The 21,892-nt window shown below is 71.7% G+C and carries 19 protein-coding genes; 9 read left to right on the top strand and 10 right to left on the bottom strand.

What is annotated here, in order from left to right:
* Nucleotides 1–23: 23 nt before the first annotated feature.
* Nucleotides 24–446 (bottom strand): Rieske (2Fe-2S) protein, encoded by a 423-nt coding sequence (locus HBO46_RS10250; protein WP_166138121.1) that lies wholly within the window; start codon nt 444–446, stop codon nt 24–26.
* Nucleotides 447–479: 33 nt separating this feature from the next.
* Nucleotides 480–3,449: an excinuclease ABC subunit UvrA gene (gene uvrA, locus HBO46_RS10255; RefSeq protein ID WP_191480225.1), complete on the bottom strand. Its 2,970-nt coding sequence runs from the start codon at nt 3,447–3,449 to the stop codon at nt 480–482.
* Nucleotides 3,450–3,649: 200 nt separating this feature from the next.
* On the opposite strand from uvrA, the gene HBO46_RS10260 reads away from it, so the two are divergent.
* From HBO46_RS10260 to HBO46_RS10270, 3 genes are all read left to right on the top strand, one after another.
* Nucleotides 3,650–4,384 carry a maleylpyruvate isomerase family mycothiol-dependent enzyme gene (locus tag HBO46_RS10260; protein WP_166138116.1) on the top strand — a complete coding sequence of 245 codons (735 nt, stop codon included), beginning with the start codon at nt 3,650–3,652 and terminating at the stop codon, nt 4,382–4,384.
* Nucleotides 4,378–5,058 carry an MBL fold metallo-hydrolase gene (locus tag HBO46_RS10265; protein ID WP_207950074.1) on the top strand — a complete coding sequence of 227 codons (681 nt, stop codon included), beginning with the start codon at nt 4,378–4,380 and terminating at the stop codon, nt 5,056–5,058. The genes HBO46_RS10260 and HBO46_RS10265 overlap by 7 nt, the downstream gene beginning before the upstream one ends.
* 174 nt (nt 5,059–5,232) lie before the next feature.
* Nucleotides 5,233–5,475 carry a hypothetical protein gene (locus HBO46_RS10270; RefSeq protein WP_166138110.1) on the top strand — a complete coding sequence of 81 codons (243 nt, stop codon included), beginning with the start codon at nt 5,233–5,235 and terminating at the stop codon, nt 5,473–5,475.
* A 99-nt stretch (nt 5,476–5,574) separates the two neighbouring features.
* Here the strand turns inward: HBO46_RS10270 and HBO46_RS10275 are convergent, their stop codons facing one another.
* The 4 genes from HBO46_RS10275 to HBO46_RS10290 all read right to left on the bottom strand — a co-directional run bounded on the left by HBO46_RS10275 (nt 5,575) and on the right by HBO46_RS10290 (nt 8,722).
* A complete protein-coding gene (locus HBO46_RS10275) occupies nt 5,575–5,856 on the bottom strand; it encodes an HU family DNA-binding protein (RefSeq protein ID WP_166138107.1) in 282 nt (93 codons plus the stop codon).
* Nucleotides 5,857–6,057: 201 nt separating this feature from the next.
* Nucleotides 6,058–7,170, bottom strand: a complete 1,113-nt coding sequence (locus HBO46_RS10280; RefSeq protein WP_166138104.1) for a ferredoxin--NADP reductase — start codon at nt 7,168–7,170, stop codon at nt 6,058–6,060.
* A 71-nt stretch (nt 7,171–7,241) separates the two neighbouring features.
* Entirely contained in the window at nt 7,242–7,544 is a 303-nt protein-coding gene (locus tag HBO46_RS10285) for a hypothetical protein (RefSeq protein WP_166138101.1), read from the bottom strand.
* Between the two features lie 5 nt (nt 7,545–7,549).
* Nucleotides 7,550–8,722, bottom strand: coding sequence for a Rieske 2Fe-2S domain-containing protein (locus HBO46_RS10290; RefSeq protein WP_166138098.1), 1,173 nt, complete (start codon nt 8,720–8,722; stop codon nt 7,550–7,552).
* Nucleotides 8,723–8,844: 122 nt separating this feature from the next.
* On the opposite strand from HBO46_RS10290, the gene HBO46_RS10295 reads away from it, so the two are divergent.
* Entirely contained in the window at nt 8,845–10,032 is a 1,188-nt protein-coding gene (locus HBO46_RS10295) for an acyl-CoA dehydrogenase family protein (protein WP_166138096.1), read from the top strand.
* Nucleotides 10,033–10,070: 38 nt separating this feature from the next.
* Nucleotides 10,071–11,186 carry an acyl-CoA dehydrogenase family protein gene (locus tag HBO46_RS10300; protein ID WP_166138093.1) on the top strand — a complete coding sequence of 372 codons (1,116 nt, stop codon included), beginning with the start codon at nt 10,071–10,073 and terminating at the stop codon, nt 11,184–11,186.
* A 912-nt stretch (nt 11,187–12,098) separates the two neighbouring features.
* Here HBO46_RS10300 and HBO46_RS10305 read toward each other — a convergent pair.
* Nucleotides 12,099–12,338, bottom strand: a complete 240-nt coding sequence (locus HBO46_RS10305; RefSeq protein WP_166138090.1) for a transposase — start codon at nt 12,336–12,338, stop codon at nt 12,099–12,101.
* Between the two features lie 214 nt (nt 12,339–12,552).
* Here HBO46_RS10305 and HBO46_RS10310 point away from each other — a divergent pair, with 214 nt between their 5' ends.
* Nucleotides 12,553–13,872, top strand: a complete 1,320-nt coding sequence (locus HBO46_RS10310) for an HNH endonuclease signature motif containing protein (RefSeq protein WP_166138087.1) — start codon at nt 12,553–12,555, stop codon at nt 13,870–13,872.
* A 273-nt stretch (nt 13,873–14,145) separates the two neighbouring features.
* Nucleotides 14,146–15,744 (top strand): fatty-acid--CoA ligase FadD1, encoded by a 1,599-nt coding sequence (fadD1, locus tag HBO46_RS10315; protein ID WP_166138084.1) that lies wholly within the window; start codon nt 14,146–14,148, stop codon nt 15,742–15,744.
* 15 nt (nt 15,745–15,759) lie between these two features.
* Here fadD1 and HBO46_RS10320 read toward each other — a convergent pair whose 3' ends face one another.
* Together HBO46_RS10320 and HBO46_RS10325 are read right to left on the bottom strand one after the other, a co-directional pair.
* Nucleotides 15,760–16,857 carry an NAD(P)H-dependent flavin oxidoreductase gene (locus HBO46_RS10320; protein WP_166138081.1) on the bottom strand — a complete coding sequence of 366 codons (1,098 nt, stop codon included), beginning with the start codon at nt 16,855–16,857 and terminating at the stop codon, nt 15,760–15,762.
* A complete protein-coding gene (locus HBO46_RS10325) occupies nt 16,857–18,521 on the bottom strand; it encodes an acyl-CoA synthetase (RefSeq protein WP_166138078.1) in 1,665 nt (554 codons plus the stop codon). Before HBO46_RS10325 ends, HBO46_RS10320 begins: the two co-directional genes overlap by 1 nt.
* A 46-nt stretch (nt 18,522–18,567) precedes the next feature.
* On the opposite strand from HBO46_RS10325, the gene HBO46_RS10330 reads away from it, so the two are divergent.
* Nucleotides 18,568–19,386: a crotonase/enoyl-CoA hydratase family protein gene (locus HBO46_RS10330; RefSeq protein ID WP_166138075.1), complete on the top strand. Its 819-nt coding sequence runs from the start codon at nt 18,568–18,570 to the stop codon at nt 19,384–19,386.
* A gap of 130 nt (nt 19,387–19,516) precedes the next feature.
* On the opposite strand, the gene HBO46_RS10335 is transcribed toward HBO46_RS10330, so the two are convergent.
* The gene (locus HBO46_RS10335) at nt 19,517–20,755 is read right to left on the bottom strand and encodes a hypothetical protein (protein WP_166138072.1); all 1,239 of its coding nucleotides are present in this window, start codon (nt 20,753–20,755) and stop codon (nt 19,517–19,519) included.
* Nucleotides 20,756–20,998: 243 nt separating this feature from the next.
* Here HBO46_RS10335 and HBO46_RS10340 point away from each other — a divergent pair, with 243 nt between their 5' ends.
* Nucleotides 20,999–21,883, top strand: a complete 885-nt coding sequence (locus HBO46_RS10340; protein WP_166138069.1) for an aldo/keto reductase — start codon at nt 20,999–21,001, stop codon at nt 21,881–21,883.
* Nucleotides 21,884–21,892 lie beyond the last annotated feature (9 nt).

A 21,892-nucleotide genomic window follows, 5' to 3' on the forward strand; every position in this document is an offset into this window, starting at 1 on the left:
CGGTCCTGCGTCGACAGGCGCGGTCAGGCGATCTGGATGTCGTTGCCCGAGACCGTGATCCGGACCTCGCCCAGGGGCTCCCTGGCAGGTCCCGACGTCGGCGCGCCGTCGTCGAGGGAGAAGTGGCTGTCGTGGCAGTGGCAGACGATCTCGCCGTCCTGGACGCCCGAGACCTGGCAGCGCTGGTGCGGGCAGACCGAGGAGAACGCCTTGAACTCGCCCTCCTCCGGCTGGACGACGATCACGTTCTCCTCGCCGAGCACGACGCCGCCCCCGACCGGCACCGCGTCGGTGGTGGTCAGGGTCGTGCCGGACGGGGCCGCGCTCGGCTTCGCGGTGGACCCGTCCCCGCAGGCCGCGAGGAAGGGGATGCCGACGCCCGCGACAGCGGCCGCCGTCAGGGCGCCGCGGCGGTCCAGGCAGGGCCCAGTGCACTCAGGGGTCATCGATGGTTCCTCTCGGTCGTGGCGGTGCGGGCGTCAGGACTTCGCGGAGGCGCGCGCCGCCTGCACACGCTCGCCACGCTTCTTTGCCGACGCGGCCGTGCGGCCGCGGGGGTCAGGCGCGGAGCTGGCGGGGAGCCGACGCTTCGGCTGTGCGGCCTCCTTGCCCTCGAGGATCGGCGCGAGGTAGCGACCGGTGTGGCTCTCCGCGACGGTGACGACGTGCTCGGGGGTGCCCTCGGCGACCACCATGCCGCCGCCGGAACCGCCCTCCGGGCCCATGTCGATGATCCAGTCGGCGGTCTTGACGACGTCGAGGTTGTGCTCGATGACCAGCACCGTGTTGCCGGCGTCCACCAGGCGGTTGAGCACCCCGAGGAGCTTGCGGATGTCCTCGAAGTGCAGACCGGTGGTCGGCTCGTCGAGGACGTAGAGCGTGCGTCCGGTCGAGCGCCGCTGCAGCTCGGTGGCCAGCTTGACCCGCTGCGCCTCGCCGCCGGACAGGGTGGTGGCCGGCTGGCCGAGGCGGACGTAGCCGAGACCGACCTCGACGAGCGTCTGGAGGTAGCGCGAGATCGCCGGGACGGCCGCGAAGAAGTCGACGGCCTCCTCGATCGGCATGTCGAGGACCTCGGCGATCGTCTTGCCCTTGTAGTGCACCTCGAGGGTCTCGCGGTTGTAGCGCGCCCCGTGGCAGACCTCGCACGGCACGTAGACGTCGGGCAGGAAGTTCATCTCGATCTTGATGGTGCCGTCGCCCATGCAGGCCTCGCAGCGCCCGCCCTTGACGTTGAACGAGAAGCGGCCCTGCAGGTAGCCGCGCATCTTGGCCTCAGGGGTCTCCGCGAACAGCTTGCGCACCCGGTCGAAGACGCCGGTGTAGGTCGCGGGGTTCGACCGCGGCGTGCGCCCGATCGGCGACTGGTCGACGTGGATGACCTTGTCGACGTGCTCGAGACCGTTGATCCGGGTGTGGCGCCCGGGGATGGCCCGGGCGTTGTAGAGCTGCTTGGCGAGCGCGGTGTAGAGGATGTCGTTGACCAGCGTCGACTTGCCGGACCCGGAGACACCCGTCACCGCCACGAACACGCCGAGCGGGAACGAGACGTCGATGGTGCGCAGGTTGTTCTCCCGGGCACCGACGACCGTGAGCTCGCGGCCCGTCGTACGCGGGCGGCGGGCGGCGGGGACCGGGATCTCGCGGCGCCCGGAGAGGTACTGGCCGGTGATCGAGTCGGGGTGGGTGTAGAGGTCGGCGACCGACCCGCTGTGGATGACCTGGCCGCCGTGCTCGCCGGCCCCGGGGCCGATGTCGACCACCCAGTCGGCGACCTTGATCGTGTCCTCGTCGTGCTCGACGACGATCAGGGTGTTGCCGAGCTCCTTGAGCCGGACCAGCGTCTCGATCAGCTTGGCGTTGTCGCGCTGGTGCAGGCCGATCGACGGCTCGTCGAGGACGTAGAGGACGCCCACCAGGCCGGCGCCGATCTGGGTCGCCAGCCGGATCCGCTGGGCCTCGCCGCCGGACAGGGAGCCCGAGGCACGGTCCAGGGAGAGGTACTCGAGGCCGACGTCGAGCAGGAATCGCAGGCGCTGCTCGATCTCCTTGAGCACGACGTCGGCGATCTGGCGCTCGCGGTCGCTGAGCTCGACGCCGGCCAGGAACTCGGCCGTCTTGTCGAGGGAGAGCCTGCAGACCTCGGCGATGCTGAGCCCGCCCACGGTCACGGCCATCGTCACCGGCTTGAGCCGGCTGCCGCCGCACGCGGGGCACGGGACCTCCCGCATGAAGCCCTCGTAGCGGTCGCGGCTGGTGTCGGACTCCGCCTCGCGGTGCCGGCGCTCGATGTAGGGACGCACGCCCTCGAACTCGGCGTAGTAGGCGCGCTGGCGGCCGTAGCGGTTGCGGGTGACCACGTGGACCTTGGTGGGGTGGCCCTCCAGGATCGCCTTGCGGGCCTTCGGGGTCAGCTCCTCCCACGGGGTGTTGAGATCGAAGCCCAGCTCGTCGCCGAGGGCGCCCATCAGGCGCAGGAAGTAGTCGGCGACGTGGGCGCTGCTCCAGGGCTGGATCGCGCCCTCGCCGAGGGTCGCGCGCGGGTCGGGGACGACGAGGTCGGGGTCGACCTCCATGCGGGTGCCGATGCCGTGACAGGACGGGCAGGCGCCGAACGGGGAGTTGAACGAGAACGAGCGGGGCTCGAGCTCGTCGGTGTCGATGGGGTGGTCGTTCGGGCACGACATCTTCTCGCTGAACTTCAGCTCCCGGCCCGGGTCCTTCGCGTCGAGGTCGACGAAGTCGAAGACCACCAGTCCGCCGGCGAGGTTGAGCGCGGTCTCGACCGAGTCGGTCAGGCGCCGCTTGGAGGACTCCTTGACCGCGAGCCGATCGACGACGACCTCGATCGTGTGCTTCTTCTGCTTCTCGAGCGTCGGCGGCGCGTCCAGGGTGTAGGTCTCACCGTCCACCCGCGCCCGGGAGAAGCCCTGGGTCTGGAGCTGGGTGAAGAGGTCGACGTACTCGCCCTTGCGGCCGCGGATCACGGGGGCCAGCACCTGGAAGCGCCGGCCCTCCTCGAGCGCGAGGACGCGGTCGACGATCTGCTGCGGGGTCTGTCGCTCGATCGGCGCGCCGCAGGTCGGGCAGTGCGGGCGGCCGACGCGGGCGTAGAGCAGTCGCAGGTAGTCGTAGACCTCGGTGATCGTGCCGACGGTCGAGCGTGGGTTCTTCGACGTGGATTTCTGGTCGATCGAGACGGCCGGCGACAGGCCCTCGATGAGGTCGACGTCGGGCTTGTCCATCTGGCCGAGGAACTGGCGGGCGTAGGCCGAGAGCGACTCGACGTAGCGGCGCTGGCCCTCGGCGAAGATCGTGTCGAACGCCAGCGAGGACTTGCCCGACCCGGACAACCCGGTGAAGACGACGAGCGAGTCCCGTGGGAGGTCGATCGAGACGTCCTTCAGGTTGTGCTCCCGGGCGCCCCGGATGATCAGCTGGTCGGCCACGAATGCGATCCTCGAATGAGAGTGCGGACGGAGTGCGCTCCCCACCGGCCCGGAGGCCGATCTGGGGGTTCGAACAAACGTTCGTGATTGTAGCGGGATGGTCCAATGAACCGCTTCGAGCCTGTCACACGGCACCGACAGTCCCGACGTCCGGAGCCGACCCCCTCGCCTTACGCCCCCGCACGGGGCACGATGGTGTGGTGCGCACCACTGACCTCGGGGTCGGCCCGCCTCCACCCAGCGTGCTCGAGCACCTCGCCGCCGCGACGCGGAGCCTCGTGCGCACCGTCGATGGGCTGGGCGAGGACGACCTGCGTGCGCCGAGCCTGCTGCCGCGCTGGACCCGCGGCCATCTCGTCGCCCACCTGGCCCTCAACGCGGAGGGTCTCGGCAGCGTGCTCCGCGGGACCGCACTGGGCGCCGCGGTCCCGATGTACCGGTCCGTCGAGGCCCGCGACGCGGACATCGAGAACCTCGCCGGGCGCGACGCCGCCGTGCTGCGCAACCGGCTGCTGGCCTCCGTCACCGGGCTCGCCGACGCGATCGTCGCCGTGGCACCGGAGCAGTGGCCCACCCGCGCGCAACGGACCCCCGGCAACCGGGCCACGTTCGCCGCGGCCGACGTACCGCTGATGCGGCTGCGGGAGGTGGCGCTCCACCACGCCGACCTCGGCATGCCCTTCACGCGGGCGGACTGGACCGACGGCGTGGCCGAGACGCTGGCGGCCTCGCTGACCCATCGCGTCACGAGTCCGTGCACCCTGCACGCGCACGACGTCGGCCGGACCTGGACGGCGGGCGGGGACGATAGCGTCTCCCCCGGCCCCACGGTCAGCGGCACCGCCGCCGACCTCGCGTGGTGGCTCTCGGGCCGCGGAGGCGGCGACGGGCTGGAGACCGACAGCGGCGAGCTGCCGCGGACAGGAGCATGGTGAGCTACACCGGAGAGGTCCGACCCGGGGGTCCCGCGGACGTGCGCGAGCTGGGCGGCGTGCGGATCACGAAGGTCGCCGTCGACGATAAGATGTCGAACAACTGCTACCTGCTGCGGTGCCTCAGCACCGGCGAGCAGGTGCTCATCGACGCGGCCGCCGAGCCCGCCGTTCTGCTCGACCTCATCGGGGCGGACGGCCTGCGGACGGTCGTCACGACGCACCAGCACTGGGACCACCACCGCGCGCTGCGCGCGGTGATCGACGCCACTGGGGCCGAGGTCGTGGCCGGCGCCCCCGACGCCGACGCGATCACCGAGCAGACCGGGGTCGCGGTGCAGCGCCGCGTCGAGCAGGGAGACACCGTCCCGGTCGGACAGAGCTCGCTCGAGGTGATCGCGATCGCCGGTCACACCCCCGGCTCGATCGCCCTGCTCCTCGACGACCGTCCCGAAGGCGGGCACCCGCACCTGTTCACCGGCGACTCGCTGTTCCCGGGCGGCGTGGGCAACACCTTCGGCGACGCGGACGCCTTCGTGCAGCTCCTCGCGAACGTCGAGGAGCGCATCTTCGACCGGCTGCCCGACGACACCTGGTTCTACCCCGGCCACGGCAACGACTCGACGATCGGCGCCGAGCGTCCGCACCTGGCCGAGTGGCGCGAGCGGGGCTGGTAGCCAGCCGGCCCGGCCGGAACAGCGCGATTCCCGGAAACCTGACGCGCGGGTCGTCCTGATGCGCGATGCTGACTCGGTCTGGACGGGCAGCAGGTCCGGTGGGGTGAACGCGCCGGGGCCGCGGGTTCCCCGCGCTGGGCTCGATCCCCCCAATCCCCCCCCGAAGGACCCGCCGTGAAGCCGCTTCCCCAGCTGCCCCTTGCCGCTGCCCTGATCGCCGCCACCTCGGCGCTCGCGCCGACCGGGGTGACCCCCACCAGGACCACCGCGCCGCTCGCCGCCCCCGTCACGGCTCAGCCCGTGGCCGCTCCGGCGCCCGTACGACGCGCGTGCGTCGAGAAGGCGGCCAGGAAGGCGACCGGGAAGGCCGCCGGCAGGCCCGGCACCGTGCGGGCCAGGTCCGCGGCCTGCCGCTGACACCCTCCGGACGCAGCGATGTCGGCGCCCCCGTGCGGGGGCGCCGACATCGCGGACTGCGGTGGAGCGCGGCGAGGCGCGCCCGCGCACCGAGTGCGGTCAGGCCTTCTTGGAGACCGCGGCCTTGAGCTGGGCGCCGGCCTTGAACGCCGGGTTGGTGCTGGCGGCGATCTCCATCGACTCGCCGGTCTGCGGGTTGCGGCCCTGGCGGGCGGCGCGGTCGCGGGTCTCGAACGTGCCGAAGCCGGGCAGGGTCACCTTGTCGCCGGAGGCCAGCGCCGAGGTGATGGAGTCCAGCACCGCGTTGAGGGCCTTGTCGGCCTGGGCGTTGGTCAGGTCAGCAGCGGCAGCAACCGCGTCGCGCAGCTCAGTCTTGTTCATGGGTGATGATCACCTTTCGAAAGTGAGGCCACTGGAAGGCCTCTTCGCAGGGAAACGTACCCGTGTCGGGCCGTCTCACCACGTTGGCGTGGCCCGCGACACGCGCTGGTACAGGGTTTCTCGCCCGCTGGCACGCCCACGCGCGCGTCCGGGGACGCCTCCCGGGGCTCGAACGGAGAGGTCGGTGGGATGCCGCACCGCTCAGGAGTACGACGCCCGCACGACGTCGGTGAGCGGGTCGGCCTGGCAGGCGAGGCGGATGCCGTCGGCGAGGTCCTCGGCATCCAGGACGTCGTTGTGACGCATCGAGACCTCACCCTCGAGCAGCCGGACCGCGCAGGCGGAGCACTCCCCCTCGCGACAGGAGAACGGCGCCTTCACGCCCTTGGCCTCCAGGTGCTCGAGCATCGTGGTGCCCGGGACCCAGTCGTCGAAGCTGTGGGTCTCCCCGTCGAGCTCGACCTCGAGGCGCACCGGGGCGGCCGGCACCGCGACGGTGTCCTCTCCGGGGACCGCGGAGGCGGCGGCGTCCTCGGGATCGGCCTCGGCGGCCTCGATCTCCTGCTCGGCGACCTCGACGTCGTGCAGGTCCCCGAACGGGTTGCCGCCCAGGGAGATGAACTTCTCCTGGTGGCGGCGAGCACGCGGGAAGCCCAGCTCCTTGAGGGCCGCGACGGCCATCGCCATGAACGGACCCGGACCACAGACGAACGCGTCGGCCTCGAGGTGGTCGGCGGCGAGGACGCGCAGCTGCTCCTGCGTGGGCAGGCCCTGCACCGACTCCAGCCAGTGCACGACGCGCAGCCGCTCGGGGTGCTCGGCGGCGAGGCGGCGCAGCTCGTCGGCGAAGATCACCGAGCGCTCGTCGCGGTTGGCGTAGAAGACGGTGATTCGACCGGTGCCCCCGGCCAGGGCGGCGCGGATGATCGACATGACCGGGGTGACGCCGGAGCCGGCGGCGAGGAGCAGCAGGTCGGCGTCCAGCGAGGCGGGGGTGAAGATGCCGCTCGGCGGGAGCACCCGCAGCGTGTCACCGACCCGCACGTGGTCGCACAGCCAGTTCGACGCGTACCCGTCCGGGGTGCGCTTGACGGTGATCGTCAGCGGCCCGTCGCCCACCGGGCTGCTGGACAGGGAGTAGCAGCGTGCCGCAACCCCGGTGCGGTCGCTGGGCACCGCCACGGTCAGGAACTGCCCCGGCCGGTAGGCGAAGTGCTCCTCGGCGCCCTCCGGCACCTCGACGGTGATCGAGTGGGCGTCGGCGGTCTCCTCGACGACGTCGATGACCTTGAGCTCGAAGGAGTCGGTGTCCACGGATCTCTTCCTCTACAGGGACGTACGGCGCCGGTCGGCCGCGCAGGTGGGGAGCCAGGAGACAGGATGCCTCAGTAGCCGTCCTCGGCCCCGATCGGAATCCGGCCGTCGAGAGCCGCGGCCTCGATGGCGGCGAGCAGCCGCGGGCACCCGCGGTGCAGCGACCGGGCCCGCTCGGGCTCCCGCACGCGTCGCAGCTCCGGGCACTGGCCGCGCGCGTCGCCGTGCCACTGGATCGAGGTGTGGTGCTCGCTGTTCTTCTTCACCGCGACCGTGGTCAGGCAGTCCAGGCAGGCGACCTCGACCAGCCGCGCACGGGTGTAGCGACGCTGGTCCTCGAGGGTCTCGGGGTGGCGCGGGACGAAGGAGGCCACCGGGCTCAGGAACCCGTCGCCGTCTCGGCGCCGGACGCCTCGCGCTCGGCGTCCTCCGCGGCCTTGCGGGCGAGGTTCTCGGCGACCTCGACCTGCCAGTACTCGTTGGCCTTGGTGGTGTCGACCTCGAACTCGAAGCGCTCGACCATCTCCGGGGCGACGTCGGCCTGGTCGACGTAGAACTGCTCGTACCAGCGGCGCAGCTGGTAGACCGGCCCGTCCTCCTCGCACAGCAGCGGGTTCTGCACGGGCACCTTGTTCTTCCAGATGTGGACGTCCTGGAGGAACCCGTCGCCGAACATCTCGGCGTACTTGCGGCTGATGTAGGCCACCGACGCCTCGTCGAGGCCCTCGGGCTTCTTCACCGTGATGCCGTACTGCAGGGTGAAGGAGTCCGGGCCGGTGGGGATGTGGCAGTTGATCAGGATGACCTCGGTGAGGAACCCCTTGTAGTCGACCTCGAGCCAGTTGATCATGTACGACGGCCCGAAGTAGGTGGCCTCGGACTTCAAGAACAGTTCCGGGGCGCCGTACCCGCCGCTGACGTCGGGGCGGCCCTTGGAGGCCATGTACTGGGTCGCCACCGTGCCCTCGAAGACGTTGCGGAAGCTGGTCGGGAACGACAGGTGCACGTAGTAGAAGTGCGCCATGTCGACCACGTTGTCGATCAGCTCGCGGCAGTTGGACCCCTCGATCGGCACGACCTTCCAGAACCAGTCGGTGTAGGCGTCGGTGCCGACCCCGGGCAGCACGGGCGGGAGGACCGACTCGTCGGCGGCGGACCCCTCGACGTCGTGCCAGACCAGCACCTGCCCGTTGCGCACGACCACCGGGTAGTGCTGGGTGCGCGCACGCAGCGGGACCCGACGGGCGTACGGGATCGACTTGCACTTGCCGTCGCCGCCCCAGCGCCAGTCGTGGAACGGGCACGCGACCTCATCGCCCTTCACGCTCCCCTGGGTCAGGTCACCGCCCATGTGGCGGCAGTAGCCGTCGAGCACCTTGATCTCGCCGGCGCTGTCCTGCCAGATGACGAGCTTGGTGCCGAACGCCTCGATCCCGTGCGGCTTGCCGTCGGCGAACGTCGAGGCGAGCCCGAGGCAGTGCCAGCCGCGGGCGAACCGCTCCGGCGGCGTACCGAGGTCGAGCGTCCGGGCAGTGGTGGCGGTCTCGCTCATGACGTCCTCCGGATGGGATCTGGACCAAAACAAGAACAGGTTATAGTTTTTCCGGTGGTGAGGCCACACCCCCGACGACGTCGTGGCGGCCTCCGACACCCGCCTGCCCCTGGGAGCCCCCGATGCACCTCGCCCTGGACCCCGAGCACGTCGCGCTGCGCGCCGAGCTCGCGGACTACTTCTCTGCCCTCATCACCCCGGAGGTGCGCGCCGGACTGGCCGCGGCCTCCGGCGAGTTCGGGGACGCGGAGATCTACAAGTCCGTGATCCGCCGACTCGGTGCCGACGGCTGGCTCGGCATCGGCTGGCCCGAGGAGTACGGCGGCCAGGCCCGCTCGATGGTCGAGCAGCTGATCTTCACCGACGTCGCCGCGGACCACGGCGTCCCGGTGCCCTACCTGACCCTCAACACGGTCGGGCCGACGATCATGCGCTACGGCACCCCCGAGCAGAAGGAGTACTTCCTGCCCCGGATCCTCGCCGGCGACCTGCACTTCTCCATCGGCTACTCCGAGCCCGAGTCCGGGACCGACCTCGCCTCGCTGCGCACCCGGGCCACCCGCGACGGCGAGGAGTGGGTGATCAACGGGCAGAAGATGTGGACCTCGCTGATCCAGTACGCCGACTGGATCTGGCTGGCCTGCCGCACCGACGCCGACCAGCCCCGCCACCGCGGCCTGTCGATGATCCTGGTCCCCACCGACGCACCCGGCTTCTCCTACACGCCGGTGCACACCGTGGCCGGGGTGAGCACCAGCGCGACGTACTACGAGGACGTGCGGGTGCCGGTCGGCAACCTGGTCGGCGAGCTGAACGGCGGCTGGTCGCTGATGACCAACCAGCTCAACCACGAGCGGGTGGCGCTGACCTCCTCGGCGCCGCTGGTGCAGTCGCTGCGCCTGGTGCGCCAGTGGGCGCAGGAGACGAAGAACCCCGACGGCCAGCGCGTCATCGACACCGAGTGGGTGCAGGTGGCGCTCGGCCGCGCGCATGCCCGAGTCGACATGTTGACCCAGCTGAACTTCAAGCTCGCCTCGGACGCCGACCGGGGCGTGGACCTCTCCCCCGCCGAGGCCTCGGCCACCAAGATCTACGGCTCCGAGCTCGCCACCGAGGTCTACCGCGCCCTCATGGAGATCGTCGGCCCGAACGCCGCGGTCCGCGCCGGCTCCGAGGGCGAGGTGCTCGCCGGGCGCCTCGAGCGATACCACCGCTCCGCGCTGGTGATGACCTTCGGCGGCGGCACCAACGAGATCCAGCGCGACATCATCGGCTACGTGGGCCTGGGCCTGCCGGCCGCCAAGCGCTGACCGCGCGCCGACGAGCCCTCCACCGAACGGACGACGACATGGACTACTCCTTCACCCCCGAGCAGGACGAGGCCGCCCACCTGGCCGCCCGGATCCTCGGGGACCACGCCACGCCGGCGCGCCTGCAGGCCGTGGAGCGCGCGGGCGAGCGCTTCGACCCCGACCTGTGGCGCGCCCTCGGCGAGGCCGGGCTGCTCGGCCTCGCCCTGCCCGAGGAGCACGACGGGGCGGGCCTCGGGCTGGTCGAGCTGTGCCGGGTGCTCGTCGAGGTCGGCCGGGTGGTGGCACCGGTGCCGCTGGCCGCCCACGGCGCCGCCGGCCTGCTGCTCGCCGAGCTCGGCACGCCCGCCCAGCACGCGGAGTGGCTCGCCGGCGCCGCGACGGGGCAGCGGGTGCTCGCCGCCGCGACCGCCGAGGACCGCAGCAGCCTGCCGGCGCGCCCGGCGACCACCGCCCACCCCGACGGCGCGGGCCACCGGGTCGCCGGCACCAAGACCGTCGTCGGCGGCGGCACCCTCGCCGACGGGCTCCTCGTCACCGCCTCGACCCCCACCGGGCCGGCGGTGCTCCTGGTGCGGCCCGATGACCCCGGCGTCACGGTGGTCGCCCAGGCGGTCTCCGACGGCGACCCGGTCGCGCGCGTCGACCTCGCCGACGTCGTGCTCGGCGCGGACCGGGTGCTCGGCCCGGCCGACGGCAGCGCCACCGCCCGGCTGCACGACCTGCTCACGGTCACGACGTGCGCCGAGCAGCTGGGCGTGACCGAGGGGGCGCTGCACCTCACCGCGGCGTACGCCAAGACGCGCGAGCAGTTCGGCCGCCCGATCGGCACCTTCCAGGCGGTCAGCCAGCGCCTCGCGGACGGCTACATCGACGTGCTCGGGCAGCGTCTGATGCTCTGGCAGGCCGCCTGGCGCCTGGCCGAGGGACTCCCGATCACCACCGCGGTCGCCGCGGCCAAGCTGTGGGCCGCGGACGCCGGGCACCGCCTCGCCCACACCGCGGTGCACGTGCACGGCGGCGTCGGGATCGACCTGGACGGCGAGACGCACCGCTACTTCACCCACGCCAAGCGCCTCGAGCTCGTCCACGGAGGCGCGACCGAGCAGGCGCTGCGGATCGGGCGTGCGCTGGCGGCCGAGCCGGCGGTGTGACTGGGTGTGTCCCTCTTGCGGCACGCTCCTGGCGCCCGTGAACACTCGACCGTCCCACTCGAAGGCGTTCTCGGGTCGCCGTTCAGGGCGCGAGGGCGTCACGCCACACCGGGGCGGTTTCAGGGTCGTAGTAGCGACTGAACCCGCAGCCCCAGGCGATCGGAGACTCGAGCGGGGAACCGCCCCACCTGTCCTCACCGCTCACCAGTAGCCGTGAACCGACGCCGTAGGCGTACCCCGGATCAGACGGGTCCGTTGAGCCGGTGGTCGGGGGCTGCACGTCGACCGTGACCGTGTCGCCCCGGCCGCCGGAGAACCACTCCCGAACCTCAAAGGTGACTCCAGGTAGTGCCAGGTCGGCCTCGTCACCGCGGTCGGAAACCGAATCACCCACGGCCACCACCACTCCATCGAACGCGAACGCGTGCCGCGTGACGGCTTTCGGGTCGTATGACTCGACACACGAGGCGGCCCCTCCGTCGGGGAGCGGTCCGCGACGATCCGCTGTGGGACTCTGCGATCCGTCAGGGCTGGAGCCGCCGAGGACTCGAACGTCACCCGGTCGCGCTTGCATCTTGACCGATGGAAGCGTTCAAACGGACGTGATGTCCTACTGACGACCAAGAACCAGCAGATGGGATCGCGAATGATGAGACGCGTCCCCTTGACTGGAGCCTGCCTACTTCGGCAACCGGCTGGCTTCAGGTCGCCTGTATCGCCACCACGCTGCGCCATCTGTCCTGTGGGCCTGGCCGCTGACGCCCTGTCGGGTCAGGTGCTCCAACATCAGCTCGCTGGCCCGGTTCTCGTGGGTGGATGCGGGCACGACGAGGGCGCCGACCGGGAGGCCGGTCACGTCTTCGGCGACGACGCGCTTGGCGCCCTTGGTGCGCCCGTAGGGACCGCCCCGTGTCAGGGCCTGCGCCCACGTGCCGTTGCGTGACCAGCGCCGGAACTGCGACCAAACCGGGTCCATGGCCCGAAGGACGCCGGGAGGTAGCGCCACTGGCAGCCGGTCTGGGCGATGTCGAGCATCGCGTCCACCACGGTTCGCAGGTCATCGGCGTGCCTGCGGCCGCGCTTGCCGGGCGGGTTGAACGCCGGCTCCAGCAGGTCCCACTGGTCGTCGGTCAGGTCACTGGGGTACGGCATGCCTCGCACGGTGCCCACGGAAGCCGCCCGTGCAATAGGGACACACCTAGTGAGACTGTCGACCAACCGCCCGCGGCCGGTGGTGATCGCCGTTGCTCGAGCAGTGAGCGCCAGCGAGCGGTCGTCGAGATCCCCGGAGGTAGCGGCCGGGGGAAGATGAGACCAGCGGTGGAAATCCCCTTGTCCTCGAACGTGCGTTCGAGTAGGATGAGGCATGGCCGACCACGAGCTCCCCGAATGCGACACCCCAGCCGCCGTGCTGGCGTTCGCGCAGGAGCAGCGGGCTGCGGCCCAGCGGGCGGAGTTCGGGGTCTTGGAGGCCGCCCTGGTGTGGGCGGCGATGCACCCGGCGGAGTCGATCTCGCCGCAGGCACCGGCCGCGGGGTGGATCTTCGCCGAGGTGGCCGTGCCGCTCGGTGGGGAGGGGACGCCGCTGGTGGCGGAGTTCGCGCCGATGGAGCTCGGTGCGGCGCTGGGGATCTCGACCGACGCCGCGCGTGCGCTGGTCGGTGCCGCGCTCGAGCTGGCGCACCGGTTGCCGCGGACCTGGGCCCAGATGCGTGCCGGAGTGGTGCCGGTCTGGAAGGGTCGCCGGCTCGCGCAGCTCACGCTGCGGCTGCCACCGGAGGGTGCGGACTTCGTGGACCGCCAGCTCGCCGGGAGGGTCGGGAGGGTCGGGAAGGTCGGCTGGGCCGGCATCGAGCGGCTCGTCGATCACGCGCGTGCGGTCTTCGACCCCGAGGGGGCGGAGAAGCAGCGCCGCGAGGCCGCCGACGGACGACGGTTCGACGTCCACACCCGCGAGGCGACCCACGACGGCACCGTGCACGTGGAGGGTGAGCTCGACCTGGCCGACGCCCTCGACCTGGACACCGCGATCCGCCAGGGCGCCGAAGAGCTCGCGGCCCTCGGGTCGACGAAGTCCTTGGACGTGCGCCGCTCGATGGCCGCAGGTGAGCTCGCCCGACGCCAGCTCGCGTTCGACCTGCGCATCGAGGCCGGCATCGCCGGTGACGGCGCCGCGTCGGTGGTGAAGTCGCGCCAGGTGGTCATCCACGTCCACCTCTCAGCGGCTGCGATCAGCCGCGACGAGGCTGGGATCGCCCGCGTCGAGGAGACCCGGTCGATCGTGTCGACCGAGCAGGTCCGTGCGTGGTGCAGCAGCGATGCGCAGGTGGTGATCAAGCCGGTCATCGATCTCGAGGCCCACCACCACACCGACGCCTACGCGGTCCCCGACAGGCTCGCCGAGCAGACCCGTCTGACCCAGCAGGTGTGCGCGTTTCCGTGGTGCGAACGCCCGGCCCGCAGGTGCGACACCGACCACGTCGTCGCACACGGTGCGGACGGTCCGACGTGCAGCTGCAACCTCGCCCCGCTTTGCCGCCGACATCACCGCGCCAAGACCCACACGGCGTGGACCTACGACGCCACCGACGCCGCGACGTACCTCTGGCGATCACCCCACGGGCTGCACCTGGTCAAGGACCACGGCGAGACCCGGCTCGTCACCGCACACCCACCGGACCTGTAGATCCACCGGCCCGCACCCCGCCGGCACTGAGCCGGCGGGGCAACACCCCTGCGCGGGACGCTCCCATGCATGGTCAAGGGTCATAGGGCGCGGTTGAGCTGGCGGTCGCCGGGTGTGGCGATCAGCGAGCTCGACTCGCCCAACGACGGGGACGGCTGCGATCACCGACGACGGTTCGGGCTCACGCACGAGGTATCGCGGCAAAGCCGCACGCTGCGGTGTGACGTGCCCCACAATGTGACGCACGTCAACTCACTGCGGGAGGACCCCACCATGGCCGAGACCGTCCAACAGCGGCTGCGCGAGCTCCTCGAGGTGGACACGGTGGGCGTGCGCCACGAGGAACGCACCTGGACCTGGCGCGAGCACCTCGCCGAGGCCGGCGCGGAGGCCAGCGCCCTGATCGGCCTGCTCGACGCCGCGCGTCCGCCGCACGTCGGCACCCTGCTCGGCAACGGCCCGGAGATGCTCCGGGCGATGGCCGCGGCCGGGCTCGGTGGCTACGTGCTCGCCGGGATCAACGACACCCGCCGCGGCGAGGGCATCGCCGCGGACGTGCGCCGCGCCGACTGCCAGGTGCTGCTCACCGACGCCGAGCACCTGCCGACCCTCGACGGCCTCGACCTCGGCGCCGTGCAGGTCATCGATGTCGAGGGCCCGGCGTACGCCGACCTGACCCGGGCGGCCGGTCCGCTCACCCCGCTGCGCGAGGCCACGCCCACCGACACGTTCATGCTGATCTTCACCTCCGGCACCTCCGGAGACCCCAAGGCCGTGCAGGTCGGGCACATCACCGTGCTGTTCGCCGGGTTGATGCTCGCGCAGAAGTACGAGATCACCGACGCCGACACCTGCTACCTCTCGATGCCGCTCTTCCACTCCAACGCCGTGCTCGCCGGCTGGTCGGTGGCGGTGTGCGGCGGGGCCGCGATGGCGCCCGCGCGGTTCAGCGCCTCGCAGTTCCTCGACGACGTCCGGCGCTACGGGGCGACCTACATGAACTACGTCGGCAAGCCGCTCGCCTACGTGCTCGCCACCACCGAGCAGCCCGACGACGCCGACAACCCGCTGCGCGTCGCGTTCGGCAACGAGGGCAGCGACCGCGACATCGAGGAGTTCGCGCGCCGCTTCGACTGCGTGGTGTGGGACGGCTTCGGCTCGACCGAGCTGGCGGTCACCATCACCCGGGAGCCCGGCACGCCGCCGGGCTCGATCGGGATGCCGGCCGACGGGGTGGCGATCTACAGCTCCCGCACCGGGCAGGAGTGCCCGCGCGCGGTCTTCGACGAGCACGGCGCGCTCGTCAACCCCGAGGAGGCGATCGGCGAGATCGTGAACACCACGGGCGGCGGCTACTTCCAGGGCTACTACAACGACCCGGGGGCGAACGCCGACCGGCTGCGCCAGGGCATGTACTGGTCCGGCGACCTCGGCTACCGCGATGCCGACGGCTGGATCTACCACGCCGGGCGCACCGGCGACTGGATGCGCGTCGACGGGGAGAACCTCGCCGCGGCGCCCATCGAGCGGGTGCTGATGCGCCTGGAGACGCTCAGCCGGGTCGCGGTGTACGCCGTGCCGGATGGCCACGTGGGCGACCAGGTGATGGCGGCCGTGGTGCTCCGCGACGACGTCACCCTCACCCCCGCGGCGCTCGAGGAGTTCCTCGCCGCGCAGCCCGACCTGTCCCCCAAGGCCTGGCCGCGCTACGTCCGGGTCGCCCCCGACCTGCCCTCGACCGCGACCAACAAGGTCCTCAAGCGCGAGCTCGCCGCCCAGGGCGCCACCGCCGGGGACGGGGTGCTCTGGGTGCGCGAGGAGCGCGGCCGCAGCTACCGGCCCGCCGACGACGCGGTGACAGCCGTCGGCTGAGCCGGCAGCGGCGGCTCAGAGGCTGGCGAGCCGGGCGACCGTGGCGTCGTACTCGGCGACCAGGTCGGCCATCACGTCGGCGACCGGACGGACCTCGTTCATCCGGCCGACGATCTGGCCGATCGGCATCGAGATGACGTCCGGGTCGCCGGAGGCGGTGATCCTGTTGTGGGCCTCGGCCACCAACAGGTTCTGCAGCGGCATCGGCAGCGGCTCGGGAGCCCCCTCCTCGGCCCAGGCCTCGGTCCACTTCGTCTTGAGCAGGCGGGCGGGCTTGCCGGTGTAGATGCGGGTGCGAACCGTGTCGGCCGAGGTCGCGCGGGTGAACGCCTCGGTCCAGCCCGGGCTGCCCTGGAGGTTCTGGTACTCCGTGGTGCCGAGCCAGATGGACCCGGTCCACACGCCCTGCGCGCCGAGCGCCAGGGAGGCCGCGACCTGGCGACCGGAGCCGATGCCGCCGGCGCCGAGCACCGGCACGTCCGGGCCGACCGCGTCGACGATGTCGGGCGTGAGCACCATCGAGGCGATCTCGCCGGTGTGCCCGCCGGCCTCGTGGCCTTGGGCGACGATGATGTCGACGCCGTTCGCGACGTGGTTCAGCGCGTGCTTCGCCGCTCCGGCGAGGGCGGCGACCTGGACACCGTGCTCGTGGCACTTGTCGATGACGTCCTTGGGCGGTGAGCCCAGCGCGTTGGCGATCAGCACCGGGCGGTGGTTCAGCGCGACGTCGAGGTGCGAGCGGGCCACCGAGTGCAGCCAGCCGAGCACGCCCTCGCGCCCCTCGCCCTCGGCGAGCGGCGGTACGCCGAGCCTGCGCAGGGTGTCGTCGACGAACCGCTTGTGCGCCTCGGGGACCATCGCGCCGAGGTCGACGGAGGTGCCCTCGGTCGGCACCTTCATCGGCATCACGATGTCGACGCCGTACGGCTTGCCGTCGGTGTTGTCGTCGAGCCAGGACAGGGTCTTCTCGAGCTCCTCGGCCTCGTTGAACCGCACGCAGCCCAGGACGCCGAGGCCGCCGGCGCGCGACACGGCCGCGGCGACGTGCTCGGAGGGGGTGAAGGCGAAGATCGGGTAGTCGATCCCGAACTGCTCGCAGAGTGCGGTGCGCATCAGGCGTTCGCCTCCGTGGTCTGGGCGGCAGCGTCGGCGCGCTCGGCGAGGGCCATCTCCTTGGCCCGGGGGTATTGCGCCTTGCCGGTCGCGTTGCGCGGGATCTCGGGCACGGCCACCATCACGCGCGGCAGCTTGTAGCCCGAGAGGTGCTCGCGCAGGAACGTCCGCAGCTCGTCGAGCTCGAGGGTGGTGTCCTCGCGCAGCTCGACCACGGCCGCGACCGCCTGACCGAACTTCTCGTCGGGGACGCCGACGACCAGCACGTCGTACACGCCCGGATGGCGCTTGATCGCCATCTCGACCTCCTCGGGGTAGACCTTCTCCCCGCCGGTGTTCACGCAGTTCGAGCCGCGCCCGAGCATCGTCACCCGGTTGCCCGTCTCGATCCGCGCGAAGTCGCCGGGCACCGAGTAGCGCTCGCCGTCGACCTCGATGAACGTGGCCGCGGACTTGACCGGGTCCTTGTAGTAGCCCACCGGCACCGAGCCGCCGCGGCCCAGGCGGCCGATCCTGCCGACGTTGGTGGCCAGGTCCAGCACGCGGTTCTGGTCGTCGAGCACGACGCTGTTCGGGCCGAGCGCGACCACCGGGCCGTCGGTGCCGATGTTGTCCTTGTCCTGCATGCCCATGCCCTGGAAGCCGGTCTCCGAGGCGCCCACGGAGTCGGTGTAGATGGCGTCCGGCAGCGCAGCGATCCAGCGCTCCTTGACCGACGGGCTGAAGATCGCGGCGCTGCTGCTGATCGCGAACAGCCCGGACGCGTCGTACGGCGCGCCGGTGGCGGCCTGCCGCTCGTACTCCTCGATCAGCGGACGGGCCATCGCGTCGCCGGTCATGAAGATCAGCTGGACCTTCTCCCGGTCGATGATCTGCCACGTGCGGGCCGGGTCGAACTTCGGCTCCAGGATCGTGAGGTGCCCGGCGAACAGGTGCATCAGCAGGCCGGCCTGGGCGCCGCCGTGCATCAGCGGGCTGAGTGGGAAGGTCACCATACGGCCGGGCGACTTGGCCTGCTCGGACTGGTCGTACTCGTCGAGGACCTGGCCGGTGTAGAAGTCGATGCCGCCGCCGAGCACCCGCCAGAAGTCCTCGTGGCGCCACATCACGCCCTTGGGGAAGCCGGTGGTGCCGCCGGTGTAGATGATGTGCAGGTCGTCGGCGCTGCGCTCCTCGAAGTCGCGTTCGGTGCTCTGCCCGGCCATCGCGTCGGCCCACAGCACCCCGTCGAAGCCGGAGATGTCGCTCGTGTCGTCGGGCTCGAGCACGTCGGGCATCACCACGACGTGGCGCAACTTGTCGTGGCGCGGGAACGTCGCGGTCACGAGCGGGGCGTAGGTGCGCTCGACGATCAGCGCGACCACGTCGGCGTTGTCGAAGAGGTAGTCCAGCTCGGCCTCGACGTAGCGGTAGTTGACGTTGATGCAGACGGCGCGGATCTTCATCACGGCCAGCACCGCCACGACGTGTTCGATGCTGTTCTTGGCATAGATGCCGACGTGGTCGCCCACCCCGATCCCTTGGGCGCGCAGATGGTGCGCCAGGCGGTTCGCTTCAGCCTCCAGCTCGGCGAAGGAGACGCCACGGTCTCCCACCAGGAGGGCGCGGTTGTCCGGCGCGGCGTCGACGGCATGTTCAACGAGGTCAGCGATGTTCAGGGCCACGGTCCGGAGACTAGAACACGTTCTTGTTCTTGGCTAGCATCTCGCCATGACCGCCACCCAGAACTCGCCCGCGACCGGTGCTGCCCCCCACTGTCTGGTCGAGCAGGACGGCCACAAGCTGGTCGTCACGATGAACCGACCCGAGCGGCGCAACGCTCTGTCCGGCGAGATGCTCGCGATCATGGAGCAGGCGTGGGACCGGGTGAACGCCGATGACGGCATCCGGGTCTGCATCCTCACCGGCGCCGGCGGCTACTTCTGCGCGGGCGCGGACCTCAAGGCGATGTCGGCGAAACCGCCGTCGGAGAGCTTCGAGTCCGGGGAGTACGACCCGTCGGTGATCAAGGCCCTGCTCAAGGGCTTCCGGCTGACCAAGCCGCTGATCGCCGCGGTCGAGGGTCCCGCGATCGCCGGCGGCACCGAGATCCTCCAGGGCACCGACATCCGGGTGGCCGGCGAGTCCGCGAAGTTCGGCATCTCCGAGGCACGCTGGAGCCTCTACCCGATGGGCGGCTCGGCGGTGCGCCTGGTGCGCCAGATCCCCTACACCGTCGCCGCCGACCTGCTGCTGACCGGACGCCACGTGCTCGCCCCCGAGGCCAAGGAGCTCGGCCTGATCGGGCACGTCGTGCCGGACGGGCAGGCGCTCGCGAAGGCCCACGAGCTCGCCGACCAGATCTGTGCGAACGGCCCGCTGGCGGTCCAGGCCATCCTGCGCACGATGCGTGACTCCGAGGGTCGCCACGAGGACGACTGCTGGGCCGACGATGCCCGGGTCGGCGCGGCGGTCTTCGCCTCCGACGACGCCAAGGAGGGTCCGCGCGCCTTCGCCGAGAAGCGCGCGCCGCGGTTCACGGGGCGCTGAGTCGGTCGGCGGGTTTCCGGTTCCCCGGGGTCGGTGCTTCTCCGCGCAATTGCTGGGATTGATACCGGTTTTGCGCGGCGGCAGGTGCTTCTCCCAGCAATTGCGCGCGTGGAAACGACCGCGGACCGGTTCAGACCGGGCTGATCGGCAGGGAGCGTCGCGGCTCGAAGGCGAAGTCCGCGCCGGTGCTGAACCGGGTCACGGCGACCTCGTCGGCCACCGGAGCCGGCTGCTCACGCGCAACGAGCCGGGCCACCCACTCCTCGTCGGTGCCGGCGACCTCCACGTCGAGGTGCGGGTCCACAGCGCGGACGATCGCCTGGAGCGGTGCGATCGACGACGGCCCGCAGCGGGTGATCCAGGCGCCGTCCCGGGTCGCGGCCGACTCGCGCACGCGCAGCTCACCAGCGGCGAACGACGCGTCGACGTACGCCGCCGGGTTGAGCAGGGGGTGCAGCTCGAGCACCCGCAGGGCGCCGGCCATCACGTCGGGCAGGTCGAGCGCGCGGTGCAGGCGGGCCGCGGCGACGCCGGCGATGCCGACGAGCTGGCGGGTGGTGATGGTGCGGAGCAGCTCGGCGTCCTCGCCGGCCCGGGCGCGGACGGCGAGGGTGAAGGCGAGGTTGAGAAGGTGCATCTGCACGCACACCTCGTCGGCGATCCGCACCAGCGCGGACCGGGAGAACCGCGTGAAGTCCAAGTCCGCCAGCAGCGGGCCGGCGTAGTCGGCGAGCCCGTCGTCGGCGGGGTCGATGGGGTCCAGGTCCAGACCGGCCGCGTGGGTGCGGGCGATCACCTCGCACTGGGCGATGGCCGCCACCGGCGGGTGCGCCGGGTCGATGCGCACCGTCCAGGCGCAGTGCGGCTGACGGTCCGCGGGGACCCGCGGCGGCCGGTGCAGCGGGCGCACCTGGGCGTGCGGGTTGGTCGCCACGGCGGTCGCGTCGAAGGTGGGGTCCTCGATGTCGTGGCACATCGCGCGGACGTAGTCGGGGCCCATCGGCTCGACGTCCATGAGGGCACCGCAGTGGTCCAGGTGGAACTCGCCGTGCCAGCGGTCGTGGACGGTGTAGCGGAAGTCCATGAACTGCGGCGGCGCCCCGATGTCGAGCTGGAGCCCCTTGAAGATCGTCACCACGTCGCCCTCGCCCGGAGCTGGCGCGTAGCCGAGCGCGCGCTGCATCCGCCGGGTGTAGATCGGCGAGGACGCGGCCCACTCCTCGATCGCGATCTGCGCCATCTCCTCGCGCCCGAACGCGCTGATGCACCACGCCATCCCGGAGCGGTCGATGAGCTGGCCGATCAGCAGCAGCTCGGGCACGAGTACGGCGAGCTGCTCGCGCGACAGGTCGTCGTACCGGCTGGGCATGGGGCCGATCGTGGGTCAGCCCGGCGCGGGTGTCAACAGGTCGGGCCACGGTGATGCCCGGAGGTCGGTGCTCTTCGGCGCAATTGCTGGGATTGATACCGGTTCCTCGCGGCGGCAGGTCCTTCTCCCAGCAATTGCGCAGTTTCGCGCGCAACCCCGGGCGCGCGAACCCGGGCCACCACCCGGGCGCACAACCCGGCCTACCGGAGGGGAACGTGTGGACCGGGATGGAACGATGCCAGCATGCACACACGCACCCTGGGCAACGACAGCGTCGGCCGCGTCGAGGTGGGCGCCATCGGCCTCGGGCTGATGACCTTTGACCAGTCCGGCCCGCAGCCCCGCGAGCAGCTGCTCGCGACGGTCCGGGCCGCGCTGGACGCCGGCGTCACCCTCTTCGACACCGCCGACGCCTACGGCTGGGGCGAGGAGCTGGGCGCCGACGCCCAGGGCGCCAACGAGCTGCTGATCGCCTCGCTGCTCGACGAGCTGGGTGTGCGCGACCACGTCCTGCTGGCGACCAAGGCCGGCCACGTGCGCGCCGGCGGCGGCGCCTGGGCGCTGGACTCCTCCCCCGAGCACCTGCACCACGCGGTCGACGCCAGCCTGGAGCGCCTCGGTGTCGAGCAGATCGCGCTGTGGCAGCACCACCGCCCGGACCCGAAGGTGCCCTACGAGGAGGTCCTGGTCACCCTCAAGCAGGTCGCCGACTCCGGCAAGGTCGCGATGCTGGGGATCTCCAACGCCGACCGGGCCGAGATCCGGCTCGCCCACGCGGTCCTCGGCGACTCGCTGGTCAGCGTGCAGAACCAGTTCTCCCCGGCGTTCCGCAGCAGCGCCCCCGAGATCGACCTGTGCGACGAGCTGGGCCTGGCGTTCCTGCCGTGGAGCCCTCTCGGCGGTCTGGGCGACGCGAAGGCGATGGCCGACAAGCACCCCGCCTTCGCGGAGGTCGCGGCCGCGCACGGCGTCAGCGCCCAGCAGGTCGCCCTGGCCTGGGAGCTCGCGCAGTCGCCGCGGGTGATCCCGATCCCCGGCGCCAAGCGGCCGGAGTCGATCCGGGACTCCGCGGCGGCCGCGGACCTCGAGCTCAGCGCCGACGAGGTGGCGCGCCTCGACGCCTCCTGACGCCGTCGG

It is taken from the genome of Nocardioides ochotonae, assembly GCF_011420305.2.
In the GTDB taxonomy this organism is placed as follows: domain Bacteria; phylum Actinomycetota; class Actinomycetes; order Propionibacteriales; family Nocardioidaceae; genus Nocardioides; species Nocardioides ochotonae.

Coding starts and splice junctions, on each gene's coding strand:
- HBO46_RS10265 (WP_207950074.1), top strand. CDS start 4,378: ATGGTGAGCTACACCGGAGAGGTCCGACCCGGGGGTCCCGCGGACGTG.
- HBO46_RS10305 (WP_166138090.1), bottom strand. CDS start 12,338: ATGCCGTACCCCAGTGACCTGACCGACGACCAGTGGGACCTGCTGGAG.
- HBO46_RS10320 (WP_166138081.1), bottom strand. CDS start 16,857: ATGCGCACCGCACTCTGCGAGCAGTTCGGGATCGACTACCCGATCTTC.
- HBO46_RS10300 (WP_166138093.1), top strand. CDS start 10,071: ATGGACTACTCCTTCACCCCCGAGCAGGACGAGGCCGCCCACCTGGCC.
- HBO46_RS10295 (WP_166138096.1), top strand. CDS start 8,845: ATGCACCTCGCCCTGGACCCCGAGCACGTCGCGCTGCGCGCCGAGCTC.
- HBO46_RS10290 (WP_166138098.1), bottom strand. CDS start 8,722: ATGAGCGAGACCGCCACCACTGCCCGGACGCTCGACCTCGGTACGCCG.
- HBO46_RS10330 (WP_166138075.1), top strand. CDS start 18,568: ATGACCGCCACCCAGAACTCGCCCGCGACCGGTGCTGCCCCCCACTGT.
- HBO46_RS10340 (WP_166138069.1), top strand. CDS start 20,999: ATGCACACACGCACCCTGGGCAACGACAGCGTCGGCCGCGTCGAGGTG.
- HBO46_RS10275 (WP_166138107.1), bottom strand. CDS start 5,856: ATGAACAAGACTGAGCTGCGCGACGCGGTTGCTGCCGCTGCTGACCTG.
- HBO46_RS10335 (WP_166138072.1), bottom strand. CDS start 20,755: ATGCCCAGCCGGTACGACGACCTGTCGCGCGAGCAGCTCGCCGTACTC.
- HBO46_RS10310 (WP_166138087.1), top strand. CDS start 12,553: ATGGCCGACCACGAGCTCCCCGAATGCGACACCCCAGCCGCCGTGCTG.
- fadD1 (WP_166138084.1), top strand. CDS start 14,146: ATGGCCGAGACCGTCCAACAGCGGCTGCGCGAGCTCCTCGAGGTGGAC.
- HBO46_RS10250 (WP_166138121.1), bottom strand. CDS start 446: ATGACCCCTGAGTGCACTGGGCCCTGCCTGGACCGCCGCGGCGCCCTG.